This is a genomic window from Sphaerisporangium rufum (assembly GCF_016863395.1).
In the GTDB taxonomy this organism is placed as follows: Bacteria; Actinomycetota; Actinomycetes; order Streptosporangiales; family Streptosporangiaceae; genus Sphaerisporangium; species Sphaerisporangium rufum.
The window spans coordinates 25,234-48,295 of sequence record NZ_BOOU01000095.1 but is presented as its reverse complement, the minus strand read 5'-3'; the positions used below and the strand labels follow the sequence as shown (position 1 = coordinate 48,295).

At 72.6% G+C, this 23,062-nt stretch carries 24 protein-coding genes; 2 read left to right on the top strand and 22 right to left on the bottom strand.

Features of this window, described 5'->3' with window-relative positions; genetic code table 11:
• Nucleotides 1-7: 7 nt before the first annotated feature.
• From Sru01_RS31570 to Sru01_RS31525, 10 genes are all read right to left on the bottom strand, one after another.
• Entirely contained in the window at nt 8-2,479 is a 2,472-nt protein-coding gene (locus Sru01_RS31570) for an NADH-quinone oxidoreductase subunit G (RefSeq protein WP_203993465.1), read from the bottom strand.
• On the bottom strand, nt 2,476-3,765 hold the full coding sequence (nuoF, locus tag Sru01_RS31565; protein WP_203993464.1) for an NADH-quinone oxidoreductase subunit NuoF: 1,290 nt from the start codon (nt 3,763-3,765) through the stop codon (nt 2,476-2,478). Before nuoF ends, Sru01_RS31570 begins: the two co-directional genes overlap by 4 nt.
• Nucleotides 3,762-4,430 carry an NADH-quinone oxidoreductase subunit NuoE gene (nuoE, locus tag Sru01_RS31560; RefSeq protein WP_203993462.1) on the bottom strand — a complete coding sequence of 223 codons (669 nt, stop codon included), beginning with the start codon at nt 4,428-4,430 and terminating at the stop codon, nt 3,762-3,764. The genes nuoF and nuoE overlap by 4 nt, the downstream gene beginning before the upstream one ends.
• Complete coding sequence (locus Sru01_RS31555; protein ID WP_203993460.1) at nt 4,427-5,797, bottom strand: NADH-quinone oxidoreductase subunit D; 1,371 nt, start codon at nt 5,795-5,797, stop codon at nt 4,427-4,429. The genes nuoE and Sru01_RS31555 overlap by 4 nt, the downstream gene beginning before the upstream one ends.
• Nucleotides 5,794-6,471, bottom strand: coding sequence for an NADH-quinone oxidoreductase subunit C (locus Sru01_RS31550; protein ID WP_203993458.1), 678 nt, complete (start codon nt 6,469-6,471; stop codon nt 5,794-5,796). The genes Sru01_RS31555 and Sru01_RS31550 overlap by 4 nt, the downstream gene beginning before the upstream one ends.
• Nucleotides 6,468-7,019 (bottom strand): NuoB/complex I 20 kDa subunit family protein, encoded by a 552-nt coding sequence (locus tag Sru01_RS31545; protein ID WP_203993456.1) that lies wholly within the window; start codon nt 7,017-7,019, stop codon nt 6,468-6,470. Before Sru01_RS31545 ends, Sru01_RS31550 begins: the two co-directional genes overlap by 4 nt.
• A 39-nt stretch (nt 7,020-7,058) precedes the next feature.
• On the bottom strand, nt 7,059-7,418 hold the full coding sequence (locus Sru01_RS31540) for an NADH-quinone oxidoreductase subunit A (RefSeq protein ID WP_203993453.1): 360 nt from the start codon (nt 7,416-7,418) through the stop codon (nt 7,059-7,061).
• A gap of 91 nt (nt 7,419-7,509) precedes the next feature.
• The gene (locus tag Sru01_RS31535) at nt 7,510-8,784 is read right to left on the bottom strand and encodes a geranylgeranyl reductase family protein (protein ID WP_203993451.1); all 1,275 of its coding nucleotides are present in this window, start codon (nt 8,782-8,784) and stop codon (nt 7,510-7,512) included.
• 108 nt (nt 8,785-8,892) lie between these two features.
• Entirely contained in the window at nt 8,893-9,642 is a 750-nt protein-coding gene (locus tag Sru01_RS31530; RefSeq protein WP_203993449.1) for a demethylmenaquinone methyltransferase, read from the bottom strand.
• A gap of 142 nt (nt 9,643-9,784) precedes the next feature.
• Entirely contained in the window at nt 9,785-9,985 is a 201-nt protein-coding gene (locus Sru01_RS31525; protein ID WP_203993447.1) for a DUF4229 domain-containing protein, read from the bottom strand.
• A 313-nt stretch (nt 9,986-10,298) separates the two neighbouring features.
• On the opposite strand from Sru01_RS31525, the gene Sru01_RS31520 reads away from it, so the two are divergent.
• Entirely contained in the window at nt 10,299-10,520 is a 222-nt protein-coding gene (locus Sru01_RS31520) for a BldC family transcriptional regulator (protein WP_203993445.1), read from the top strand.
• A 213-nt stretch (nt 10,521-10,733) separates the two neighbouring features.
• On the opposite strand, the gene Sru01_RS31515 is transcribed toward Sru01_RS31520, so the two are convergent.
• On the bottom strand, nt 10,734-10,982 hold the full coding sequence (locus tag Sru01_RS31515) for a hypothetical protein (RefSeq protein ID WP_203993443.1): 249 nt from the start codon (nt 10,980-10,982) through the stop codon (nt 10,734-10,736).
• 11 nt (nt 10,983-10,993) lie between these two features.
• Nucleotides 10,994-11,977 (bottom strand): hypothetical protein, encoded by a 984-nt coding sequence (locus Sru01_RS31510; protein WP_203993441.1) that lies wholly within the window; start codon nt 11,975-11,977, stop codon nt 10,994-10,996.
• 229 nt (nt 11,978-12,206) lie between these two features.
• Between Sru01_RS31510 and Sru01_RS31505 the strand changes: the two genes are divergently transcribed.
• A complete protein-coding gene (locus Sru01_RS31505) occupies nt 12,207-12,527 on the top strand; it encodes a PLDc N-terminal domain-containing protein (RefSeq protein WP_203993438.1) in 321 nt (106 codons plus the stop codon).
• A gap of 147 nt (nt 12,528-12,674) precedes the next feature.
• Here the strand turns inward: Sru01_RS31505 and ccsA are convergent, their stop codons facing one another.
• The 10 genes from ccsA to Sru01_RS31455 form a co-directional block, all read right to left on the bottom strand.
• Entirely contained in the window at nt 12,675-13,613 is a 939-nt protein-coding gene (gene ccsA, locus Sru01_RS31500; RefSeq protein WP_203993435.1) for a cytochrome c biogenesis protein CcsA, read from the bottom strand.
• Nucleotides 13,603-15,192: a cytochrome c biogenesis protein ResB gene (gene resB / locus Sru01_RS31495; protein ID WP_203993429.1), complete on the bottom strand. Its 1,590-nt coding sequence runs from the start codon at nt 15,190-15,192 to the stop codon at nt 13,603-13,605. Before resB ends, ccsA begins: the two co-directional genes overlap by 11 nt.
• On the bottom strand, nt 15,192-15,923 hold the full coding sequence (locus Sru01_RS31490) for a cytochrome c biogenesis CcdA family protein (protein ID WP_203993426.1): 732 nt from the start codon (nt 15,921-15,923) through the stop codon (nt 15,192-15,194). The genes resB and Sru01_RS31490 overlap by 1 nt, the downstream gene beginning before the upstream one ends.
• A 30-nt stretch (nt 15,924-15,953) precedes the next feature.
• Nucleotides 15,954-16,532: a TlpA family protein disulfide reductase gene (locus Sru01_RS31485; protein ID WP_239137905.1), complete on the bottom strand. Its 579-nt coding sequence runs from the start codon at nt 16,530-16,532 to the stop codon at nt 15,954-15,956.
• A 105-nt stretch (nt 16,533-16,637) separates the two neighbouring features.
• The gene (locus Sru01_RS31480; protein ID WP_203993424.1) at nt 16,638-17,279 is read right to left on the bottom strand and encodes a histidine phosphatase family protein; all 642 of its coding nucleotides are present in this window, start codon (nt 17,277-17,279) and stop codon (nt 16,638-16,640) included.
• Between the two features lie 12 nt (nt 17,280-17,291).
• Nucleotides 17,292-18,266, bottom strand: a complete 975-nt coding sequence (locus Sru01_RS31475; RefSeq protein ID WP_203993422.1) for a LysR family transcriptional regulator — start codon at nt 18,264-18,266, stop codon at nt 17,292-17,294.
• 61 nt (nt 18,267-18,327) lie between these two features.
• Complete coding sequence (gene hemL / locus Sru01_RS31470; RefSeq protein ID WP_203993420.1) at nt 18,328-19,623, bottom strand: glutamate-1-semialdehyde 2,1-aminomutase; 1,296 nt, start codon at nt 19,621-19,623, stop codon at nt 18,328-18,330.
• 56 nt (nt 19,624-19,679) lie between these two features.
• Nucleotides 19,680-20,333: a bifunctional DNA primase/polymerase gene (locus Sru01_RS31465; protein ID WP_203993418.1), complete on the bottom strand. Its 654-nt coding sequence runs from the start codon at nt 20,331-20,333 to the stop codon at nt 19,680-19,682.
• Nucleotides 20,334-20,415: 82 nt separating this feature from the next.
• The gene (gene hemB, locus Sru01_RS31460; RefSeq protein WP_203993416.1) at nt 20,416-21,405 is read right to left on the bottom strand and encodes a porphobilinogen synthase; all 990 of its coding nucleotides are present in this window, start codon (nt 21,403-21,405) and stop codon (nt 20,416-20,418) included.
• Nucleotides 21,406-21,479: 74 nt separating this feature from the next.
• Nucleotides 21,480-23,012 carry a bifunctional uroporphyrinogen-III C-methyltransferase/uroporphyrinogen-III synthase gene (locus Sru01_RS31455; RefSeq protein ID WP_203993492.1) on the bottom strand — a complete coding sequence of 511 codons (1,533 nt, stop codon included), beginning with the start codon at nt 23,010-23,012 and terminating at the stop codon, nt 21,480-21,482.
• Between the last annotated feature and the right edge of the window lie 50 nt (nt 23,013-23,062).

Below are 23,062 nucleotides of genomic sequence, written 5' to 3'. Positions count from 1 at the left end.
TGGTCGTTCACCGCTCCTCATCCGCTTCGCGGGCGGGCGGCACGACGCCGGCCGTCTCGCGCACGACCTGGCCGCCGGCCCGCAGCCTCACCACGTCACCCGGCACGGCGTGCAGGTCGCGGGTGACCGAGCAGCCGGGAGAGTTCCACGGCACCCACACCACGCGGTCGGGCAGGTCGGCCAGCCGCACCGGCAGCGTGATCGTACCGGCCTCGGTGGCCAGGTCGACCTTACCGCCGTCGACGGCGCCGATCTCGGCGGCGGTGGCCTCCGACACCAGCGCCTCCACCACGCGGGCGGTGCCCGCCAGATACGGCTCGCCGTCCTGCAGCCGGCCGGCGTCCAGCAGCAGGTGCCAGCTCGCCAGCACCGCCTCCCCGGGACCGGGAACCGCGGTGGTGCCGCCGCCGGCCGACGGGACGGGCGGGCGGACGCCGCGCCAGGCGCCGAGCGCCGCCAGCTCGCGGCGGGCCGCGGCCGGGTCCGGCAGGCCGAGGTGCACGTCCAGGTGGTCGCCGAGCGCGGCCAGCGCCCGCAGGTCGCTGAGCACGCCGGGCACCTCGATGGCGCGCTCGAAGGAGCGGCCGCGGCCCTCCCAGTCGACGAACGTGCCGCTCTTCTCCTGCACCGCCGCGACCGGCAGGACCACGTCGGCGCGGTCGGTGACCGCGCTGGCGCGCATCTCCAGCGAGACGATGAACGGGGTGTTCTCCAGCGCGGCCAGCGCGGCCTGCGGATCGGCCAGGTCGTAGGGGTCGACGCCGCCGACCACCAGCGCGTCCAGCTCGCCGGCCAGCGCGGCGGCGAGGATGCCGTCGGTGTCCCGGCCGGGCGCGGCCGGCAGCTCGGCGACGTTCCAGGCGCGGGCCACCTCGGCCCGGGCCGACTCGTCGCCGGCCGGGCGGCCGATGGGCAGGGTGCCGGGCAGCGCGCCGGCCTCGATGGCACCGCGCTCGCCGGCCCGGCGGGGCACCCAGGCCGTCCGGGCGCCGGTGGCGGCGGCCAGCCGGAGCACCGCCGACAGCGCGCCGGGCGAGGTGGCCAGCCGCTCGCCGACCATGATGACCGCGCCGGGCAGCTTGAGCGCCTCGGCGGCGGGCCTGTCGCCGGACACCAGGTCGCCGAGCGCCTCGGCCTCGGCGCCGGGCAGCGCGCGGATCAGCGTGCCGCCCATCTTGGCCAGGCCGGTGGAGGCGAACGGCGCGACCGAGAAGACGCGCAGCCCCTTCTTGCGCCACGCCTTGCGCAGGCGCAGGAAGACGATGGGCGACTCGTCCTCGGGCTCGAACCCGGCCAGCAGCACGGCCGGGGCCTGCTCCAGGTCGGCGTAGGAGACCTCGATGCCCTTGCCGGCCACCGCGTGCGCCAGGAAACCGGTCTCCTCCGCCGACAGCGGGCGGGCCCGGAAGTCGATGTCGTTGGTGCCGAGCGCGATCCGGGCGAACTTGGCGTAGGCGTAGGCGTCCTCCACGGTCACCCGGCCCCCGACCAGCACGCCGGCCCGGCCGCGTGCCCGGGCCAGCCCCTCGGCCGCCGCGGTGAGCGCCTCGGGCCAGGAGGCGGGCCGCAGCAGGCCCTCCTCGTCGCGCACCAGCGGGTTGCGCAGCCGGTCGGGCTGGGTGGCGTAGGCGAAGGCCCAGCGGCCCTTGTCGCAGTTCCACTCCTCGTTGACCTGCGGGTCGTCGCCGGCCAGCCGGCGGGTGACCCGGCCGCGCCGGTGGTCGGTGCGCAGCTCGCAGCCGCTCGCGCAGTGCTCGCAGGCGCTCGGCGTCGACACCAGGTCGAACGGCCGGGCACGGAAGCGGTACGCGGCGCCGGTGAGCGCGCCCACCGGGCAGATCTGCACGGTGTTGCCGGAGAAGTAGGACTGGAAGGGCTCGCCGTCCGCCACGCCGACCTGCTCGGCGGCGCCGCGCTCGAAGAAGTCGATGAACGGGTCGCCGGCGATCTCATCGGAGAACCGAATGCAGCGGGCGCACTGCACGCAGCGCTCCCGGTCCAGCAGCACCTCGGTGGACAGCGGGATGGGCTTTTCGAAGGTGCGCTTGGTCTCTTCGAACCGGGTCTCGCCCTGCCCGTTGGACATCGCCTGGTTCTGCAGGGGGCACTCGCCGCCCTTGTCGCAGACCGGGCAGTCCAGGGGATGGTTGACCAGCAGCATCTCCATGACGCCGCGCTGGGCCTTCTCGGCGACCGGCGAGGTGAGCTGGGTCTGCACGACCATGCCCTCGGTGCACACGATGGTGCAGGAGGCGGCCGGCTTGGGCATGCCCTCGATGCTGACCAGGCACTGCCGGCAGGCGCCGACCGGGTCGAGCAGCGGGTGGTCGCAGAACCGGGGGATCTGGATGCCGAGCAGCTCGGCGGCCCGGATCAGCAGGGTGCCCTTCGGCACCGCGATCCGGAACCCGTCGATGGTGAGGTTCACCATCTCGACGGGCTGCTCGACCTGTCCCTCAGGCGAGGTCTGAACGGTCATTCGCCGGCCCCCCACACGGTGGACGCCGCCCGGTCGAACGGACACCCGCCGATCTCGAAGTGCTTGAGGTATTCGTCGCGGAAGTACTTCACCGACGAGTGGATCGGGCTGGTGGCGCCGTCGCCGAGCGCGCAGAACGACCGGCCCAGGATGTTGTCCGCGATGTCGGTGATCGTGGTCAGGTCGTCCTCGGTGCCCTGGCCCTTCTCCAGCCGCCGGAGCACCTGCTTGAGCCAGTAGGTGCCCTCCCGGCAGGGGGTGCACTTGCCGCAGGACTCGTGGGCGTAGAACTCGGTCCACCGCAGGACCGCCCGCACCACGCAGGTGGTCTCGTCGAAGATCTGCAGGGCCCGGGTGCCGAGCATCGAGCCCTTGGCGCCCACCGACTCGAAGTCCAGCGGGACGTCCAGGTGCTCGTCGGTGAAGATCGGGGTGGACGAGCCCCCCGGCGTCCAGAACTTCAGCCGGTGCCCGGCGCGGACGCCGCCGGCCATGTCGAGCAGCTCGCGCAGGGTGATGCCGAGCGGCGCCTCGTACTGCCCGGGCCGGGTGACGTGGCCGCTCAGCGAGAAGATGCCGAAGCCCTTGGACTTCTCGGTGCCCATCCCGGCGAACCAGTCGGCGCCGTTGGCGACGATGCTCGGCACGCTGGCGACCGACTCGACGTTGTTGATGACGGTCGGGCAGGCGTACAGGCCCGCCACCGCGGGGAAGGGCGGCTTGAGCCGGGGCTGGCCCCGGTAGCCCTCCAGGGAGTCCAGCAGCGCCGTCTCCTCGCCGCAGATGTAGGCGCCGGCGCCGCTGTGCACGACCAACTCCAGGTCGTAGCCCGAGCCGAAGATGTCGCGGCCCAGGTAGCCCTTCTCGTAGGCCTCGCGGACCGCGGCCTGCACCCGGCGGACGACGTGCAGCACCTCGCCGCGGATGTAGATGAAGGCCTGGCTCGCCCGGATGGCGTAGGAGGTGATGATGACGCCCTCGACCAGCGAGTGCGGGTTGGCCATCATCAGCGGGATGTCCTTGCAGGTCCCCGGCTCGGACTCGTCGGCGTTGACCACCAGGTAGTGCGGCTTGCCGTCGCCCTGCGGGATGAAGCCCCACTTCATGCCGGTCGGGAAGCCGGCGCCGCCGCGGCCGCGCAGGCCGGAGTCTTTGACCGCCTTGATGATGGCGTCCGGCTCCATGCCGAGCGCCTTCTTGGCGGCGGCGTACTCGCCGTAACCCGCCAGAGAGAAGGAGTCGGCCCGGTCCCAGTTGGCGGTGAGGACCGGGGTCAGCGTGGTCATTCCGAGGCCCCCTTCGGTGCGGTCCAGCCGTTCGCCTTGGCGATCTTCAGGCCCTCCAGGGAGGGGCCGGCCGCGGCCGGGCCCTCGCCCGCCAGGCCGTCGGGCAGGCCGGCGAGCACGCGCGAGGCCTCCTTGAACGAGCACAACCGGCCCGGGCCACGGGTGGGCGTGACCTCCTTGCCGGCGCGCAGGTCGTCGACCAGGCGCTTGGCCGACTCGGGGTCCTGGTTGTCGAAGAACTCCCAGTTGACCATCATCACCGGGGCGAAGTCGCAGGCGGCGTTGCACTCCAGCCGCTCCAGCGAGACCTTGCCGTCGGCGGTGGTCTCGCCGTTGCCGATGCCGGTGTGTTCGGTGAGCTCGTCCCAGATCTGGTCGCCGCCCATGATCGCGCACAGCGCGTTGATGCAGACGCCCACGTGGTACTCGCCGGCGGGACGCCGCTTGTACATGGTGTAGAAGGTGGAGACCCCGACGACCTCGGCCTTGCTCAGGCCGAGCATCTCGGCGCAGAACTCCTGCCCGGCGTCGGAGACGTAGCCCTCCTCCGACTGCACCAGGTGCAGCAGCGGCAGCAGCGCCGAGCGGCTGCGCGGATAGCGGCCGATGATCTCTTTGGCGTCCCGTTCCAGACGCTCGCGGACTTCCGGCGAGTAGCTCGTCACCGGTCCACACCTCCCATGACCGGATCGATCGATGCGACCGCGGAGATCACGTCGGCGATCATGCCGCCTTCGCAGGTCGCGGGCACCGCCTGCAGGTTCGTGAACGACGGGTCGCGGAAGTGCACGCGGTACGGGCGGGTGCCGCCGTCGCTCACCACGTGCGCGCCGATCTCGCCGCGCGGCGACTCGACCGGCACGTACACCTGGCCCGCCGGCACCCGGAAGCCCTCGGTCACCAGCTTGAAGTGGTGGATGAGCGCCTCCATCGAGGTGCTCATGATGTGGGCGATGTGGTCGGGCGAGTTGCCGAGGCCGTCCGGGCCGAGCGCGAGCTGCGCCGGCCAGCCGATCTTCCTGTCCTCGATCATCACCGGCCGGCCCTTGAGCTCCGCGCCGGACAGCCGGTCCAGGCACTGACCGATGATCTTGAGGGACTCCTCCATCTCGGCCACCCGGACCAGGTAGCGGCCGTAGACGTCACAGGAGGTCTCGGTGGGCACCTCGAAGTCGTAGGTCTCGTAGCCGCAGTAGGGCTGCGACTTGCGCAGGTCCCACGGCAGGCCGGCCGCGCGGAGCATCGGCCCGGTGATGCCGAGGGCCATGCAGCCGGTGAGGTCGAGGTAGGCGACGTCCCGGGTGCGCCGGACGTAGACCGGGTTGGCGTCCAGGAGCTTGCGCATCTCCTTGATGCGGCCCGGCATGATCTTGAGGAACTCGCCGATCTTGTCGACCGCGCCGGCGGGCAGGTCCACCGACACGCCGCCCGGCCTTACGTAGGCCATGTTCATCCGCAGACCGGTGATGTACTCGAACAGGTCGAGCACCATCTCGCGCTCGCGGAAGCCGTAGATCATCGGCGTGGTGGCGCCGAGCTCCATGCCGAAGGTGGCGATGGCCACCAGGTGGGAGGAGATGCGGTTCAGCTCCATCATCATGACCCGGATGGCCTGCGCGCGGGCCGGCACCCGGTCCTCGATGCCGAGGAGCTTCTCCACCGCCATGCAGTACGCCGTCTCGTTGAAGATCGGCGACAGGTAGTCCATCCGGGTGACGAACGTGACCCCCTGGGTCCACGTCCGGAACTCCATGTTCTTCTCGATGCCCGTGTGCAGGTAGCCGATGCCGACCCGGGCCTCGGTGACCGTCTCGCCGTCCAGGGTGAGCACCAGCCGCAGCACCCCGTGGGTGGACGGGTGCTGCGGGCCCATGTTGACGACCAGGCGCTCCTCGGGCGCGTCGGCGATCGCCTCGACGACCTGGTCCCAGTCCTGGCCGTTGACGCTGTAGACGCGGCCCTCGGCGGGCGGCGGCTCGGCGGGCCCGGCCTGGGTGTCCTGCGCGGTCTGGCCGTCACGGATGGTGGTCATGCGTACGACCTCCTGTTGTCCGGCGCGGGGATGGTGGCGCCGCGGTACTCCACCGGGATGCCGCCCAGCGGGTAGTCCTTGCGCTGGGGGTGGCCCTCCCAGTCGTCGGGCATCTCGATCCGGGTGAGCGCGGGGTGGCCGTCGAAGACGATGCCGAAGAAGTCGTAGGTCTCGCGCTCGTGCCAGTCGTGGGTGGGATACACCGAGACCGTGGAGGGGATGTGCGGGTCGGCGTCCGGGCAGGACACCTCCACCCGCATCCGGCGGTTGTGCGTGATCGAGCACAGGTGGTAGACCGCGCGCAGCTCCTCGCCGGTCTCCGCCGGGTAGTGCACGCCCGAGACGCCGAGCGACAGCTCGAAGCGCAGCGCCGGGTCGTCGCGCAGGTGGGCCATCAGCTCGACCAGGTGCTCGCGGGCGACGTGCAGCGTCAGCTCGCCGCGGTCGACCACGACGCGTTCCACCATGGCGCCGAAGGCGTCCCCGGCGGCCGCCTCCAGGGCGTCGGCGATCTCGTCGAACCCTTCGCCGTACGGCCGGGCGCTGGACGCCTTCGGCGGGCGGCGCACCACCAGCCGGCCGTAGCCGGAGGTGTCACCGGAGTCGGTGACGCCGAACATGCCGTGCCGGGCGACCGGCTCCTCCGGCACGCCGGGAAGGTTGTCGCTGCTCATTTCGCGCTCCCCTGATCGATGAGCGGAAGCGACCGCAGAGCCTGGCGCTCCAGCTCGTCGATCTGCTTGGCGCGGTGGGCGCCGAACTTCATGTTCTGGATCTTGTCGTGCAGCTTGACGATGGAGTCGATGAGCATCTCGGGACGCGGCGGGCAGCCGGGCAGGTAGATGTCCACCGGCACCACGTGGTCGACGCCCTGCACGATGGCGTAGTTGTTGAACATGCCGCCGCTGGAGGCGCACACGCCCATGGCGATGACCCACTTGGGCTCGGCCATCTGGTCGTAGATCTGCCGCAGCACCGGTGCCATCTTCTGCGAGAGCCGGCCGGCCACGATCATCAGGTCGGCCTGGCGGGGCGACGCCGAGGCCCGCTCCATGCCGAACCGGGCCAGGTCGTGGTTGGGACCGCCGGTCGCCATCAGCTCGATGGCGCAGCAGGCCAGGCCGAACGTCGCCGGCCAGACGGAGTTCTTGCGGGCCCAGCCGGCCGCCTGCTCGACCGTCGACAGGACGAAACCGCTGGGCAGTTTTTCTTCGAGACCCATCTCAGTGCTTCCTCTCGCGCGCCTCCGGCACGCCGCCTCTCAGTCCCAGTCCAGGCCGCGCCGGCGCCACACGTAGGCGTACGCGACCAGGACGGTGACGATGAACAGCACCATCTCGACCAGTCCGAAGACCCCGAGCTGGTCGAAGGCGACCGCCCACGGATAAAGGAAGATGATCTCGATGTCGAACACGATGAAGAGCATCGCCGTGATCATGTACTTCAACGGGAACCGGCCGCCGCCGACAGGCTGCGGGGTGGGCTCGATGCCGCACTCGTAGGCGTCGAGCTTGGCGCGGTTCCAGCGTTTGGGCCCGGTGAACGGCGCGATCCCCACGGAGAAGACGGCGAAGCCCGCCGCGAGGACCGCGAGCACCAGGATAGGTACGTACAGTTCCATCGCTATGCGTCCCCTCTTGGCGCTGAAGCGTCGGTCGATCGGTTGCTGAGTCTAGGAAGGGCGATCATCGATCTTCGTTCCGGGTGCGGTGTCATGCCGGTGGCGCGATCTTGGACAGGGCGTTGATGATCCGGTCCGACGCGTCGCCCCGCCGGTCGGTGAGGTTACCAAGGAGCTTCAGCGCGAACCGCATCAGCGTCGGGTGCGGCAGCCCGTGCCTGGTGAGGAACCCCATGACGCCCGGTCTCCCGATCGCCTCGACGAACAGCCGCCCGAGAGTGTAGTAACCACCGTAGGCGTCCTTGAGCGTGCGGGGGTAACCGCGCAGCACGCGCTCGCGGTGCGCGGCCGTGGTCCCCGACAGCGCCGAGGCGATGGTGTCGGCGGCGATCCGCCCGGTCTCCATGGCGTAGGCGATGCCCTCGCCGTTGAAGGGGTTGATCATGCCGCCGGAGTCGCCGGCCAGCAGCATTCCCCGGTCGTAGTGCGGCTGCCGGTTGAACGCCATGGGCAGCGCCGCGCCGCGGATCGGCCCGGTCATGCTCGCCTCGGAGAAGCCCCACTCCGAGGGCATGTTCTTCACCCAGCGGCGCAGCAGATCGCGGTAGTCGATGTTCTGGAAGGCGGCGCTGGTGTTCAGCAGGCCGAGGCCGACGTTGCTGGTGCCGTCGCCCACGCCGAACACCCAGCCGTAGCCGGGCAGCAGCCGGGAGGCGCCGTCGGCGTCGGTGTCCCACAGCTCCAGCCAGGTCTCCAGCCAGTCGTCGTCGTGCCGGGGGCTGGTGAAGTAGGTGCGCACCGCCACGCCCATCGGCCGGTCGTCGCGCTTGTGCAGGCCCATGGCCAGCGACAGCCGGGAGGAGTTGCCGTCCGCCGCGACCACCAGACGCGAGCGGTAGGTGACCGGCTCGCCGTCCTTCTTGGCGGTGACACCGACCACGTGGCCGCTGCGCGGGTCGAGCACCGGGGCGGTGACGTTGACCCCCTGCAGCAGGGTGACGCCGGCCCGCTCGGCGGTGCCGGCCACGATCTGGTCGAAGTCGAGCCGGGTGCGCACCAGCCCGAAGTCGGGGTAGCTGGACAGCTCCGGCCAGGCCAGCTCCAGCCGGCGGCCGGCCGCGACCACGCGCAGCCCCTTGTTCCTGATCCAGCCGGGGGCGTCGATGTCGACGCCCATGGCGATCAGTTCCTTGACGGCGCGCGGGGTCAGCCCGTCCCCGCACACCTTCTCGCGCGGGAAGCGGGTCTTCTCCAGCAGCAGCACGTCGAATCCGGACTGCGCGAGGTAGAAGGCCGCGGTCGAACCCGCGGGTCCGGCGCCGACGACGATGACGTCGGCGTCCGCCGCGGCGGCTGACTCGCTCACGGGACCTGTCCTGTCCTGGGTGTCGGCCTCGGGTCGTGGGGCCTTCGTGCCTTTGTGAACAACTTCACAAACTGTCGGCGGAAGTCTAGCCCTTTCTCCGGCCCGGTGTCAGATGGAGCCCGCCTGGCGGACGTCACCCGGCTTCACCGCGCGGTGGAGTGCGACGATGCCCATGGACAGATTGCGCCACGCCACCCGCCCCCAGCCGGCGGCGGCCACCAGCCGCGCCAGCTCCGCCTGACCGGGCCAGGCCCGGATCGACTCGGCGAGGTACTCGTAGGAGTCGGGGTTGGAGCTCACCACCCGGGTGACCACCGGCAGCAGCCTCATCAGGTACTCGGTGTAGACGAGGTCGAACGGGCCGAACACCGGCCGGGAGAACTCGCACACCACCAGCCGCCCGCCGGGCCGGGTCACCCGGAGCATCTCGCCGAGCGCGCCGGCGGTGTCGTTGACGTTGCGCAGCCCGAACGAGATCGTCACCGCGTCGAAGGTGTCGTCGGGGAATGGAAGTTTCAGCGCGTCACCCGCCACGAAGGTGACGCCGCGCACGCCTCCCCCGGAAAGGCCCGAACCGCCCCGCTTGCGCACGCCGGTGCGCAACATGCCGAGCGAGAAGTCACAGGCGATCGCCCGGGCGCCGAGGCCGGTGAAGGCGTCGGTGGAGGTGCCGGTGCCGGCCGCGAGGTCGAGGACGAGCTCGCCCGGACCGGCGTCGACCGCGGCGGCGGTGGCGCGGCGCCACAGCCGGTGCTGCCCGAGCGAGATGACATCGTTGACGAGGTCGTAGCGCCGGGCCGTGCGGTCGAACATCGCCGCGACCTCGTGCGGCTGTTTGTCCAGGGTTGCACGCGTCATGGCGCCCAGCTTAGTGCGGCCCGCCGTGACCACCGTGGTCGCGCCCCCTGGGGTTTCGGTCGGTAACCCCGGTCTTCTCGGCGGAAGCGACACCTGGCACGTCCGACCCGAGTACCATGCCCGGGTCGGCATGTTCCGGTTCCTAACGCTCGCGGCCCTTGCTGATCCGCTCACTCACCGCGTCCCGCTGCTTCGACAGAAGCACGTAGCTGGCCACGCCGCTCACCACGAGGCTGACCACCAGCAACCAGAAGACGTCGTGAAGGCCGATCAGATAGAGCACGCCGAAGGTGACGGCGAACAGACCGAGCCGTGACGCGGTGTAAACGAGAAACGGTCGCACAACGTCGAGGTTACGTCACCTGCCCGTGGAGCGGTCTACCGCCCGCCCAAGGCCAGGAGGCCGATTTCGGTCGGGAGCTTTACTGCGCTCACTTCGCATCGGGAGCGAGCACTGCTAGTGTTCCCAACACGGCGCTTTTGTAAAGAAACACCCACGAGCGCCCCAAAGAGGCTCTATCATATAACAAACGGGCAGTCAGCTGATAACGCCCCGTGATCTTCCGATGTAATGCGGGGATATATCAGTTTTTGCTCGGCAAACTGGATACCTGTCCGCCCGCCTTCAGGGATGCGGGACGCGAGGGGGAGAGATTGTGGAGAGTAGCAGCGAACGTCTGCTGACTCCCGGAGAGGTTGCCGCCCTCTTCCGGGTCGATCCGAAAACGGTGACACGCTGGGCGGCGGCAGGGCGCATCAGCAGCATCCGCACCCCCGGAGGGCACCGGCGTTTCCGCGAGTCGGAAGTGCACGCCCTCCTGCGCGGCGAGGAGGTCCTCACGGCCGACCGGTCGAGTGGCGACTCCCCGCGCGTGTGACACACCCCGCGTGTGACACACCGCCGTGAGCACCGCCCCCCGCGCCCGGCGCGGGGCCAGGTGAGCCCGGCGCGGACGCGTTCCATCCGGTGATCCTGCGTGCCTCCCGGAAGCCGCAGGGTCACTGTTCTTTTTCCGGGCGTCCTTAAAGACTTTTTCGGTCCCGTTCTGCGGGGCTTGCCGGCCGGGCCCGTCCGGCTGCCGGGAGCGCGCTCAGCGGTCCGAACCGGCCTGGGACTCCTTGAAGGCCAGGAACTCCCGCTCCAGTTCGTCGTTCTCGTCCCGCCAGCGCCGGCGCCGCTCGGCCGCCTGCTCCTCGGTGATCGCCCCGGGCAGCCACCGTTCATAGTCGGGGTCGGTCGGCGCGATCTCCACATAAGCGTTGCCGAGCAGCCGGCCGTCTTCGCTGGTGAGCGTCTGCGGTATCCGCAGCCTCCCGTCCGGGAGCCGGATGGCGTACATGGCCCGATCACCTAGATTCCGTAGCGCCGGTTGAAGAACAGCATGACATTGAGCGCGGCGCGGGTGTCCCCGTTCAGCATGTCGACCAGAGCCGGACGCTGCCGCGAGGCGATGGCGGCGAACGCGTCGGCGAAGAACTCCTTGCGGCCCAGCCCGCCCGGCTGCTCGTGGAACGCCGAGGCGAACAGCGGCCGGCACTCCTCGTACAGCGCGACGAACTCCGCGGAGTCGGAGACCCATTCGCCCGCGGCCGCGTCGATGTCGTCCAGCGCGTGCCCGGTCTCGTGCATCATCACGTCCGGAGTCGGCGACGGCCGGTCGCCCACCACGATCTTGCGGTCGCCGTACGCGCCGGCGCACACGTCCCAGGTCGCCCGGCCGGACGGCAGCGGCGCGCCGCGCAGGTACCCCATGTCGTCCAGGTCGGGCACGCCCCCGGCGCCTACGTAGATACCGTCCAGCCCGACCGCCAGCAGCGACTTCAGCCGGTCCGGCAGCCGCGCCAGGCTGTCCACGGCGCGCACCACGTCCGCCGACGGCGGGCCCTCGGCGGCGTCCCACTGGCGGTGCAGGATCTGCTCCAGCGGGCCGCAGTGCCGCAGCCCGTCACCGAGATCGGGGGTGTCGGGCGAGTTCGGCTGCGCCAGCGGCGCCTCGTCCGCCAGCTCGAAGTCGCGCCAGATGTACTGCGGCCGGTCGACCACCGGAGCGGTGACCGCCCGGCGGGCGTCGGCGCGCGACTCACCGTCCCAGAAGGATTCGGCCCTGCCGTCCCGGAAACCGTCGCGGAGCCGCCGGCGGCGGGTTTCGGCGGACGGATCCCGGCCCGGCTCGGCGCGCCGCTCCGGCGCGCTCTCCGGGTGCCGGCCGTCCGGCGCGCCCTCGGCCCCGCCCTCGCGCGGGCCGTCGCCGCGGTAGGGGAACGCGTAACGCCCGCGCTGCCGCCAGCGCGGGCCTCTGCGGTGGCGACCCTTGTCGCCGGAATGGGCCGTCAACTGGACGGCCGCGGGGCCCGAGCGAGCGGGGACATCGGCACGCACCTCTCCCGTCGGCGAACCGCGGTCACGGTCCAAGGGTGGTCACGGTCAAAGGTACGACGGCGGCGGCCGCGGCGTCATCCGTCACGCCGCGCCGGGCGGAAGGTGACCTAGGGGTGTCCCCTCAGTGAGGCGATCAAAACACGATCAAAACACGATCCGGCCCGGAATGGCTTACGCTGCTGACATGCCTAGCGTGCTTCTCGGCCTGGCGCTGCTGGCCTTCTGGCTGTACTGCCTGTTCGACATCGTCTCCTCGCCCGAGCAGGACGTGCGGAACCTGCCCAAGCTCCTGTGGGTTCTCGTCGTCGTGCTCCTGCCCGGCCTCGGCGGCATGCTGTGGCTGCTGCTCGGCCGCCCGCTCGGCGGTCCGCTCGGCGACCAGGCCGTGCGCGGCCGGCGCCCGGGCCGCCCCGACCGTAACCGCCACGTCGTCCCGCGCGGCCCGGACGACGACCCCGACTTCCTGCGCGACCTCGACCGGCGGATCCGCCGGCCGGACGACTGACCGACCTGGTCCCGGCCGCCCTACCGGTTCCCCGGCCCGACCGGCTCCCCGGCCCGACCGGCCGTCCGGAGCCGCACGACCGGGCCGTCGCGCCCCGCCGCCCGGCCGGCCGCCGCGCGGCCGGGCCTCCTCGCGCACCAGGGACGGTCAGGGCACCTCGGCGTAGGAGTGCAGGCCGGGGATGAAGATGTTCACGCCCACCAGGTTGAAGATCAGGCAGGCGAACGCGATCAGCTGCACGATCGTCGCCGCCCGGCCGCGCCAGCCGGCGGTCGCCTTGGCGTGCAGGTAGGCGGCGTAGGCGATCCAGGTGATGAACGCCCACACCTCCTTGGGGTCCCAGCCCCAGTAGCGGCCCCACGCCTTGTCCGCCCACATCGCGCCGGCGATCACGGCGAACGTCCAGATGGGGAAGGCCACCACGATGGCCCGGTGCGCGATCGCCTCCAGCTCCACCCGGCCCGGCAGCCGCGACGGCCCGTCCCCGCGGACCAGGAAGACCAGTCCGGCCACCCCGGCGACGATGAACAGGCCGCTGGCCAGGATCGCGGCGCTGACGTGGATGGCGATCCAGTAGGAGTTCAGCGCCGGGATCACCGGCCCGGCGTCGACGTGCAGGTAGCGGACCGCGAAGCCGAGACAGAGGGCGGCCGCCACCGACACGAAGGCGCCGATGAACCGCACCGGCCGGCGCGGCTGCATCAGCAGGAAGGCGGTCATCGCGGCCAGGCTGATCGCGACCACGAACTCGTACATGTTGCCCCACGGCCAGCGGCCGACCGCGACGCCGCGGGCGACCAGCGCGCCGAGGTTGGCGGCCCAGCCGAGCCAGCTCAGCACCACCGCGGCGGTACCCGCCCGGGCGGCCCAGGCCGGCGGCGGATCGGGCCGCGCGGGCGGCTCGGCGGGCTCGGCCGGCGCGCCGGGGCCGCCGGCCAGGACCGGCTCGCGCGCCGGGACGGCGGCGGAACGCACCCGGCCGAAGCCGAGGTCGAGCGCGTAGCCGATCATGGCGACCACGTACAGCAGGATGGCCGCCAGCACCAGCTGGTCGCTGGTGGTGGCGAGCCCCGGGTCAGTGGGCATCCTTCACTCCTTCCCGCGCGGCGGCGGCGCCGTCCCGCGGACCTCGAAGGGCCGTGACGACCCTGGAGAACTCTTCGGCGAACCCGTCGCCGCCCTCGTCGCGGGTCAGCCCGCCGACCTCGACCGCCCGCGGCCCGCCCTCGCCCGGCGCGCCGAGCCGCACCCACACGCGGCGGCGGCGGACGGTCAGCGACAGGACCAGCCCGAGCACGGCCAGCCCGGCGGCCACCAGCGCGGGAACCCGGCCGGGGTCGTGGGCCACCTGCAGGGTGATCCACTCGCGGACCCCGGTGAGCTGGACGGATCCGGCGCCGGACGGCAGCGCCAGCGTCTCGCCCACCGCCAGCGGCTTGGTCTTGTTTCCCATGACCAGCGGCTTGAGCCGGTCGGTCTCCAGCCGGTACACCGACTGCGGCCGGCCGGATCCCAGGCCGAGATCACCGGAGAAGGCGAACACCTGGGCGGTCGGGTTGGCCGCGCCGGGGAACACCGAAACGTAGGTACCGTCCTGCGCGGGCACCGTGGTGGGCAGGAAGCGCACCAGGAAGCCGAGCTGTTCCGGCCGGGCGTCCGGCACCTTGATCACGCATTCGGACGTGTAGGTGGCCTGGTCGGCGGTCAGGCACGGCACCGGGCCGTCGAAGGCGACCTCGCCCTTGCCGTCCAGCACCTTGAACGTCGGGGCGTACCCGTGACCGAGCAGGTAGGCCTGGGTGCCACCGACGTCCAGCGGCTCGTTGACCCGCAGCGTGTAGGGCCGCTCCGCCGCGCCGGGCCGGTCGGCCACGGTGATCCGGGCCGAGTAGTCGAGCGGCTGGCCGCGCCGCTGTCCGGCGGCCACGTAGGTGGCCTGGAAGTCGTCCAGGGTGAAGGAGAACGGCTGCAGCGAGTCGGCCGACACCCGCTGGCCGGGGATGTAGCGGTCGTAGGCGGCGACGGTGTTGGCGAAGCCGTTGCCCTCCACCAGGAGCACGTTGCCGCGGTAGCCGTACAGCGCGCCCGCGCCGACCGCGACCAGCAGGGCCAGCAGGGCGAGGTGGAACAGCAGGTTGCCCGACTCGCGCAGGTAGCCCTTCTCGCCGGCGACCCAGTCCGGGCCGGTGACCGTGCGGAACCGCATCGCGCGCAGCCGCGTGGCGGCCGACTCGGCGGTGACGCCGGGCGCGGTGAACTCGGCGTGCCGGGGCAGCCGGGACAGGTTGCGCGGCGCGGCGGGCGGCGGGCGGCGCAGCTCGCGCGCGTGGGCCGCCGCCCGGGGGACCACGCAGCCCGCGAGCGACAGGAACAGCAGCAGGTAGGTGGCGGCGAACCAGGGCGAGGCGTAGACGTCGAACAGCCAGAGCCGGTCCAGCCAGCGGGCGGTGCCCGGATCGTCGGTGAAGTACTGGGCCACCCGGTCCGGGCTGATCGACCGCTGGGGGAACAGCGAGCCGGGCACCGCGGCGATCGCGAACAGGAACAGCAGGATCAGCGCGGTGCGCATAGAGGTGAGCAGCCGCCACGCCCAGCGCAGCCAGCCGGCCGGGCCCAGACCGGCCGGGCGCACCGGGTCGGGCCGCACTTCCTCGGTGGAGGTCATCAGATCACCGTCTCGAATCCGCCGGCCCAGCCCTGCACGGTGGCGATCAGCTGCCCCCACAGGCCGGTCACCAGCAACAGGCCGACCGCGACCAGCATCGCTCCGCCGATCCGGGTGACCAGCCGGGAATGGCGGCGGACCACCGCGAAGGCGCGCAGCGCCCGGCGGTAGGCGAGCGCGGCCAGCACGAACGGCAGGCCCAGACCGAGCGCGTAGGCGAACGCCAGCACCGCGCCCCGCACCGCGCTGGCCTGGTCGAGCGACAGCGACAGCACCGCCGACAGCGTCGGGCCGATGCACGGCGTCCAGCCGAGACCGAACACCACGCCGAGCAGCGGCGCGGTGGCCACGCCGGCGGCCGGCAGCCGGTGGACGCGCACGTCACGCTGCAGCCCGGGCAGCAGGCCCAGGAAGGCCAGGCCGAGCACGATCGTAAGGGCGCCGAGCACCCGGGTGATCACCTCGGCGTTGCCGAGCAGCAGCGAGCCGAGCCCGCCGAACAGCGCGCCGCCGAGCACGAAGACCATCGCGAAGCCGAGGACGAACAGCGTGGCGCCGGCGACCATCCGGCCGCGGCGCGGGTCGGCGCTCATCCCGGTGACGTAGGACAGGTAGCCGGGCACCAGCGGCAGCACGCACGGCGACAGGAAGGAGACCAGCCCGGCCGCCACCGCGACCGGCAGCGCCACGATGAGCGAGCCGGCCGCGACGGTGCCGGCGAGGTCGCTCACGTGCCGCCGCCCGCCGGGCGGCGCGGGAGGTCACTTCTCATCGCCGACCTTGGTGACGGTGTCCATCAGTTGCTGGAAGCGCACCTCGCCGAGGGCGCGGGCGGCGACGCGGCCCTGCCGGTCGATGACCAGGGTGGAGGGGATCGCCGCGGGGTTCACCAGGCCGCGGAACGCCAGGGCGACCTTCCCGGGCTGGTCGTAGATGCTCGGATAACCGGGTTGCTGGGTGCGCTGGAACGCCAGCGCCTGGGCGCGGTCGTCCTTGAAATCGACGCCGATGAACCGCACCCCCCGGTTCGCGGTCCTGGCCGCGACGTCCTTGAGCACCGGCGCCTCGCTGCGGCAGGGGGCGCACCAGGAGGCCCAGAAGTTGAGCACCACGACCTCGCCCCGATGCCGGGCCAGGTCGGTGGCGGCGCCCTCCAGGGTCTCCCCGCGCACCTCGGGCGCCGGCCGGCGTTCGGCCGCCGGGAACAGGCGCATGGAGCCGTCACCGGCGACATAGCGCGTGTCGCCGGAGCGCGGCTGGGTGGCCGGATCCCCGGCGCAGCCCGCGACGGCCGTCATGGCGAGCACCAGGGCGGCCAGGGCGCGTGACTTCGCGGACACGGAGCTTGGGTCTCCTTGCACTACAGGCGGTAGAGCTTCAAACCCTACCCAGCCGATGGCGCGCCACCGAATCCGGGGCGCCCGCCGGGCGCGGCGATCCGCCGGTCAGCGTCGTCTGGTCGTTTTGTGCAGTTTAGGGGGTTTGATGAGCGCGCCCGCCGGCTCGCTGTAGCCCACGCTCGCCAGCCGGTCGTCCTCGAAGGTCAGCGTGGTCAGGCTGGCCAGCCCGCACTGCCGCCGCCGCGGATCATGCCACAGCCGGCGCCGCTCGGCGGCCAGCCGGAGGATCCAGATCGGCAGCTGGTGGCTCACCAGCACGACCTCGTGGCCACGCGCCGCGGCGCGGGCGGTGACGACGGCCGACCGCATCCGCTGCACCACATCGATGTACGGCTCGCCCCACGACGGGCGCGCCGGGTTCCACAGGTGGCGGTAGCTGGCCGGCACCCGGAACATGCCGCCGAGCACCACGCCCTGGAAGACGTTGGCCGCCTCGGTCAGCCGCTCGTCGGTGCGGATCTCCAGGTCGAACGCCTGGGCGACCGGGGCCGCGGTCTCCTGGGCGCGCTCCAGCGGCGAGCTGAAGAGCGCGACGACATCCCGGCCGGCGAGCGCCTTGGCCACCACCTCGGCCATCGCCCGGCCGTTCTCCGACAGGTGGTAGCCGGGCAGCCGGCCGTACAACACCCCCTGGGGGTTGTGGACCTCGCCATGCCGCAGCAGATGGACAACGGTGGTATCAGTCATGACAGAACCAGCCTACTGGTGCCGATCGGCCGGGACGCGGCGCGGCGGCCCGACCGGCGGCGGATCATCCTGCGGGGAGACCCGGAGCAGGCCCGGCGGGTTCAGCCGGCGCAGCGCCTCCAGCGCGGCGCGGATCGCCGGGCGCCGGGCCGCGTCGGTGCGCCAGATGGCGAAGATCCGCCGAGTCGGCCGCGGCAGCACCGGAACGGCGCGCACCTCCGGCGGCAGCACGCCACGGCCCAGCCGCGGCACGATGGCCGCGCCGAGACCGGCGGCCACCAGGGCGACCTGGGTCTGGTACTCGTCGGCCTGGCAGGAGAACTCCGGCTCCAGACCGGCGGTGCGCAGCGTGAACACCAGCCAGTCGTGGCACACCGTGCCCGGCGCCGAGCTGATCCACGGCTGGCCGGCCAGCTCGGCCAGGTCCAGCTCCCGGCGGCCGGCCAGCGGGTGACCGGCGGGCAGCAGCGCGTCGGCCACGTCGTCCAGCAGCACCGCCCGCGACAGCCCATCCGGGACGGCGATCGGCCGGTTCATCCACTCCTGCACCACGCCGAGGTCGCTCTCGCCGCGGGCGACCTCCCGGACCAGCCGGTCCGGCTCGCGCTCCGACAGCGTGACCGCCAGCTCGGGATGGCGGGCGGTCAGGTCGACGAGCGCGGCGGGCAGCAGCCCCCGGGCCGCGGTGGGGAAGGCGGCCATGGACAGCCGGCCGACCACCGCGCCGCGCAGCGCCTCGAAGTCGGCCTCGGCGGTCTCGACCAGGGCCAGGATGCGCCCGGCGTGCTCGGCGAGCAGCCCGGCCGCGTCGGTGAGCCGTACGCCGCGCCCGCTGCGCTCGATCAGCCGGGCACCGGTCTCCCGCTCCAGCTTGGAGATCTGCTGGGAGATCGCCGACGGGGTGACCAGCAGCGCCTCGGCGGCGGCACCCACCGAACCGTGCACGGCCACCGCGTGCAGCGCCCGCAGGCGATGAAGGTCGAGCATACAGCGATGCTAAACGATGCCGGCCGCCCTCGCCCAGCCCCGCTGAATCTCCGCCAGGCCGCTAGGACGCCGCCGCGGCCGCCTTGGCCGCCGCCGGCAGCGCGTCGGCGATCCGGGTCAGCGCCTCCTCGTCGTGCGCCGCGGACAGGAACCACGCCTCGTACGCCGAAGGCGGCAGGTAGACGCCCTGATCGAGCATGGCGTGGAAGAAGGCGCGGTAGGCCTCGGTGTGCTGGCCGCGCGCGCCGTCGAAGTCGGTGACCGGCTCGGCGGTGAAGAAGACGGAGAACAAATTGCCCGCCCGCTGCAGCCGGTGCGGCACCCCGGCCGCCGCCAGCGCGTCGGAGGCGGCCCGGCCGACGATCAGCGCCGCCGCGTCCACCCGGTCGTACACCTCCGCGTCGCAGGCGCGCAGCGTGGCCAGGCCCGCCGCGCACGCCAGCGGATTTCCCGACAGGGTGCCCGCCTGGTAGACCGGACCCTCCGGCGCCAGCCGGGCCATGATCTCGGCGCGCCCGCCGAACGCCGCCGCGGGCAGGCCGCCGCCCATCACCTTGCCGAAGGTCATCAGGTCGGCCGCCACCGGGTCCAGGCCGTACCAGCCGGCCGGCGACACCCGGAAGCCGGTGAGCACCTCGTCCACGATCAGCAGGGCGCCGTGCGCCGTGCACAGCTCCCGCAGCAGGGCGTTGAAGCCGGGGACCGGCGGCACCACGCCCATGTTCGCCGGGCACGCCTCGGTGATCACGGCGGCGATCTCGCCGCCGTACGCGGCGAACGCCTCGGTCACCGCGTCCGGCGAGTTGTAGGGCAGGACGATCGTGTCGGCGGCCGACGCGCCGGTCACGCCGGGAGTGTCCGGCAGCCCGAAGGTGACCACGCCGGAACCGGCCGAGGCGAGCAGGGCGTCCACGTGACCGTGATAGCAGCCGGCGAACTTGACGATCCGCGAACGGCCGGTGAACCCGCGCGCGAGCCGTACCGCCGACATGGTGGCCTCGGTGCCGGAACTCACCAGGCGGACCCGCTCCACCGGGGCCACCCGCGAGATGATCTCCTCGGCCAGCTCGACCTCGCCGGGCGTGGCGGTGCCGAACGACATGCCGTGGGACAGCGCCTCGGCCACCGCCGCCACCACCGCCGGATGCCGGTGGCCGAGGATCATCGGCCCCCAGGAGCAGACCAGGTCGACGTAGCGGTTGCCGTCGGCGTCGGTGATGTACGGCCCTTCGCCCGACACCATGAACCTCGGGGTGCCGCCGACGGCGCCGAAGGCGCGCACCGGGGAGTTGACCCCGCCCGGCACCACGGCGCGGGCACGCTCGAACAGGTCCTGAGAGATCTTGGTTCGGCTCACCCGTCCAGGTTAGTCCGGGCCGGGCGCGGGCCCGCCGGGACCTGGGCGGCCGGCGATCACTCGCAGGTGTCGGCGAGCCGGTCCAGCACGTGCAGCGGGTCGGGCAGCGGCCGCCCGTCCGGCGGCCGCAGCCAGCGCATCCGGGTGCCGTCCGGCAGCGCCGACGGCGGGGCCAGCACGTAGCTGTCCCGGCAGTGCCAGCGCAGCCCCGGCGTCTCGTCGATGGTCTCCGGCCCGCAGTCCAGGTGGCAGCTCCACCACTCGTCCTCGTCCTCGGGCGCCCCGCGGGTGGCCACGTGGAACAGCACCCGGCCGCCGCCCTCGGCCACCGGACCGGACGCGAAGCCGGACCTGTCCATCATGGCCAGCGCGGCGTGGCCGGCCTCGGCCGGCACGTCGAAGACGTCGAACACCCGCCCGGTGGGCAGCACGACGTTGGCCTCGGGAGCCTGCTCCCACCAGCGGGTCAGCAGCGCCGGATCGGTCGTCGCCATCATCTGCCAGGCCGGCGACACCGGATGGGCGCCCGGCTCGGGACAGCCGACCCGGTCGCACGAGCAGGCACGCCGGCCCTCCCGCAGCGGATGGGCGCCCGGGCAGCCGGCCCAGCCCAGCGCGGCGTACTCCAGCACCGACGTGATCGTCTGGCTTTCTTCATGGGATCGGCCGCGCCGCCTCGCCCGGCGAGCCGAAAGTGATACCCCCACCATCGTGTTCCTCCCCCACCCTGCCTTTCCCCGATGATGCCTGACGGCCGGGGAGAGAGGTGACGACACCCCCGGAAATGACCCGTCAGGATAGTTTTCTGGCCACCTCCGTAGCCCAGTAGGTGAGGATCATGTCCGCGCCGGCCCGGCGGATCGCCAGCAGGCTCTCCATGATCACCCGGTCGCGGTCCAGCCAGCCGTTCGCCGCCGCCGCCTCGACCATGGCGTACTCGCCGCTCACCTGGTAGGCCGCCACCGGCACGTCCACGGTGTCGCGCACCTGCCGCACGATGTCCAGGTAGGGCAGCGCGGGCTTGACCATCACCGCGTCCGCGCCCTCGGCCAGGTCCAGCCGCACCTCGCGCAGCGCCTCGCCCACCGGGCCCGCCGGATCCTGCTGGTAGGCGTTGCGGTCGCCGAAGCGCGGGGCGCACTCGGCTGCCTCCCGGAACGGGCCGAAGAAGCCGGAGGCGTACTTGGCGGAGTAGGCCAGGATCGGGATGTGCGGGAACCCGTTGCCGTCCAGCGCGGCGCGGATCGCGGCGACCTGGCCGTCCATCATGCCGCTCGGCGCGACCACCTGGGCGCCGGCCGCCGCCTGCGCCACCGCCACCGCCGCGTAGCGCTCCAGCGTGGCGTCGTTGTCCACCTCGCCGTCCTCGGTCAGCACGCCGCAGTGGCCGTGGTCGGTGTACTCGTCCAGGCAGGTGTCACTCATGATCACGATGGCGTCGCCGAGGTCGGCGCGCAGGTCGCCGAGCGCCAGCTGGGTGATGCCGTCGGGGTCGTCACCCGCCGAGCCCCGGGCGTCCTTGACGGCCGGGACGCCGAACACGATGAGGGCTCCCACGCCCGCCTCGACCGCCTCGTGCGCGGCCTTGCGCAGCGAGTCGCGGGTGTGCTGCACCACCCCGGGCATCGAGGCGACCGGCCGCGGGTCGGTCAGCCCTTCCTTCACGAACACCGGCAGCACCAGCTCGGCCGGGTGCAGCCGGGTGCCGGCCACCATGCGGCGGATCGGCGCGGTCCGGCGCAGCCGGCGGGGCCGCGCGACCGGGAACTCCGCGTTGCTCATCATCACTCCCTCTTCCCGGCGCCGGGACCGCGCGAGTGGCCGGCCGCGGCGGCGGGGCTCTGGTGGGCGGTGGGTCATCTGGCCCGGCGGCGGGCCCCCCTGCGCGTCTGCGACGGCCGCCGGGGGACATCGCCGGCGGCCAGCGCCGCCTGGCGTTGCCCGGCGCCGTACTCGGCCAGCGCCGCGGCCAGCGCCGAAGCCGACGGCTGCTCGGCCATGATGTCGACCCGCAGCCCGAACTCCTGCGCGGTCCTGGCGGTCTGTGGCCCGATGGCCGCGATCACCGTGACGTTGTGCGGTTTGCCGGCGATGCCGACCAGGTTGCGCACCGTGCTGGAGGAGGTGAACAGCACCGCGTCGAAACCGCCGCCCTTGATCGCCTCGCGGATCGGGGCCGGGGGCGGCGCGGCGCGTACCGTGCGGTAGGCGGTCACGTCGTCGCACTCCCAGCCGAGCTCGGTCAGCCCGGCGATGAGCGTCTCGGTCGCGATGTCGGCACGCGGCAGCAGCACCCGGTTGATCGGGTCCAGCATCGAGTCGTACGGCGGCCACTCGGCCAGCAGGCCCTCCGAGGAATGCTCGCCCACCGGCACCAGGTCGGGCTTGACGCCGAACTCCACCAGCGCGCGGGCCGTCGCCTCGCCGACCGCCGCCACCTTCAGCCCGGCGAACGCCCGGGCGTCCAGGCCGTACTCCTCGAACTTCTCGCGGATCGCCTTGACCGCGTTGGACGAGGTGAACGCGACCCACTCGTACCGGCCGGTCACCAAACCCTTGATCGCGCGGTCCATCTGCTGGGGGGTGCGCGGCGGCTCCACGGAGATCGTCGGCACCTCCTCCGGCACCGCGCCGTACGAGCGGAGCTGGTCGGACAGGCCGGCCGACTGCTCCTTGGTCCGCGGGACCAGCACCCGCCAGCCGAACAGCGGCTTGCTCTCGAACCACGACAGGCGGTCCCGGGTGCCCACCGCGTCCCCGACGATGATCAGAGCCGGCTCGGCGATGCCCGCGTGCTTGAGGTCGGGGGCCAGCCGGCCGAGCGACGAAACCACGGTGTACTGCTCGGTGGTGGTGCCGCTCTGGGTCACCGCCACCGGGGTCGAGTCCGGGCAGCCGGCCGCGATGAGGGCCTTGGCGATCGGCACCGCGTCGGCGACGCCGTTGTATATGACCATGGTGCCGGGGCGGCCGGCCTGCTCGGACCAGTCGGTCACCTGGGCGGCGTCCACCACGCGGAACTCCGGGACCGCGGCGGCCGGGGCGATGCCCGCGTAGGTGAGCACCGCCGTCGCGGGCGGCACGCCCGGCACGATCTCGAACTCCACGCCCGCCTTGGCGCAGGCGGCGACCTCATCGGTCACCGAGGAGAAGAACCCGGGGTCGCCCGCGCACAGGCGCACGACCGTCGAGCCGTTCCGGGCCTCCTGGACCGCCGAGAGCGGTGTCACGCCCGGATCGCCGGAGATGTCGACCACCTTCACCCGGTCGGAGCAGTGGCGCAGCATGGTGCCGTGCGCCTCCCGGTCCAGCAGCACGACATCGGCCCGGGCGAGCAGGTCGGCACCGCGCAGCGTGAGGAGGTTCTCGTCGCCGGGGCCGGCACCCACGAACGCGACGAACCCGGCGCGGGCCCGGCGGCCCTCGTCCGGACCGGGGG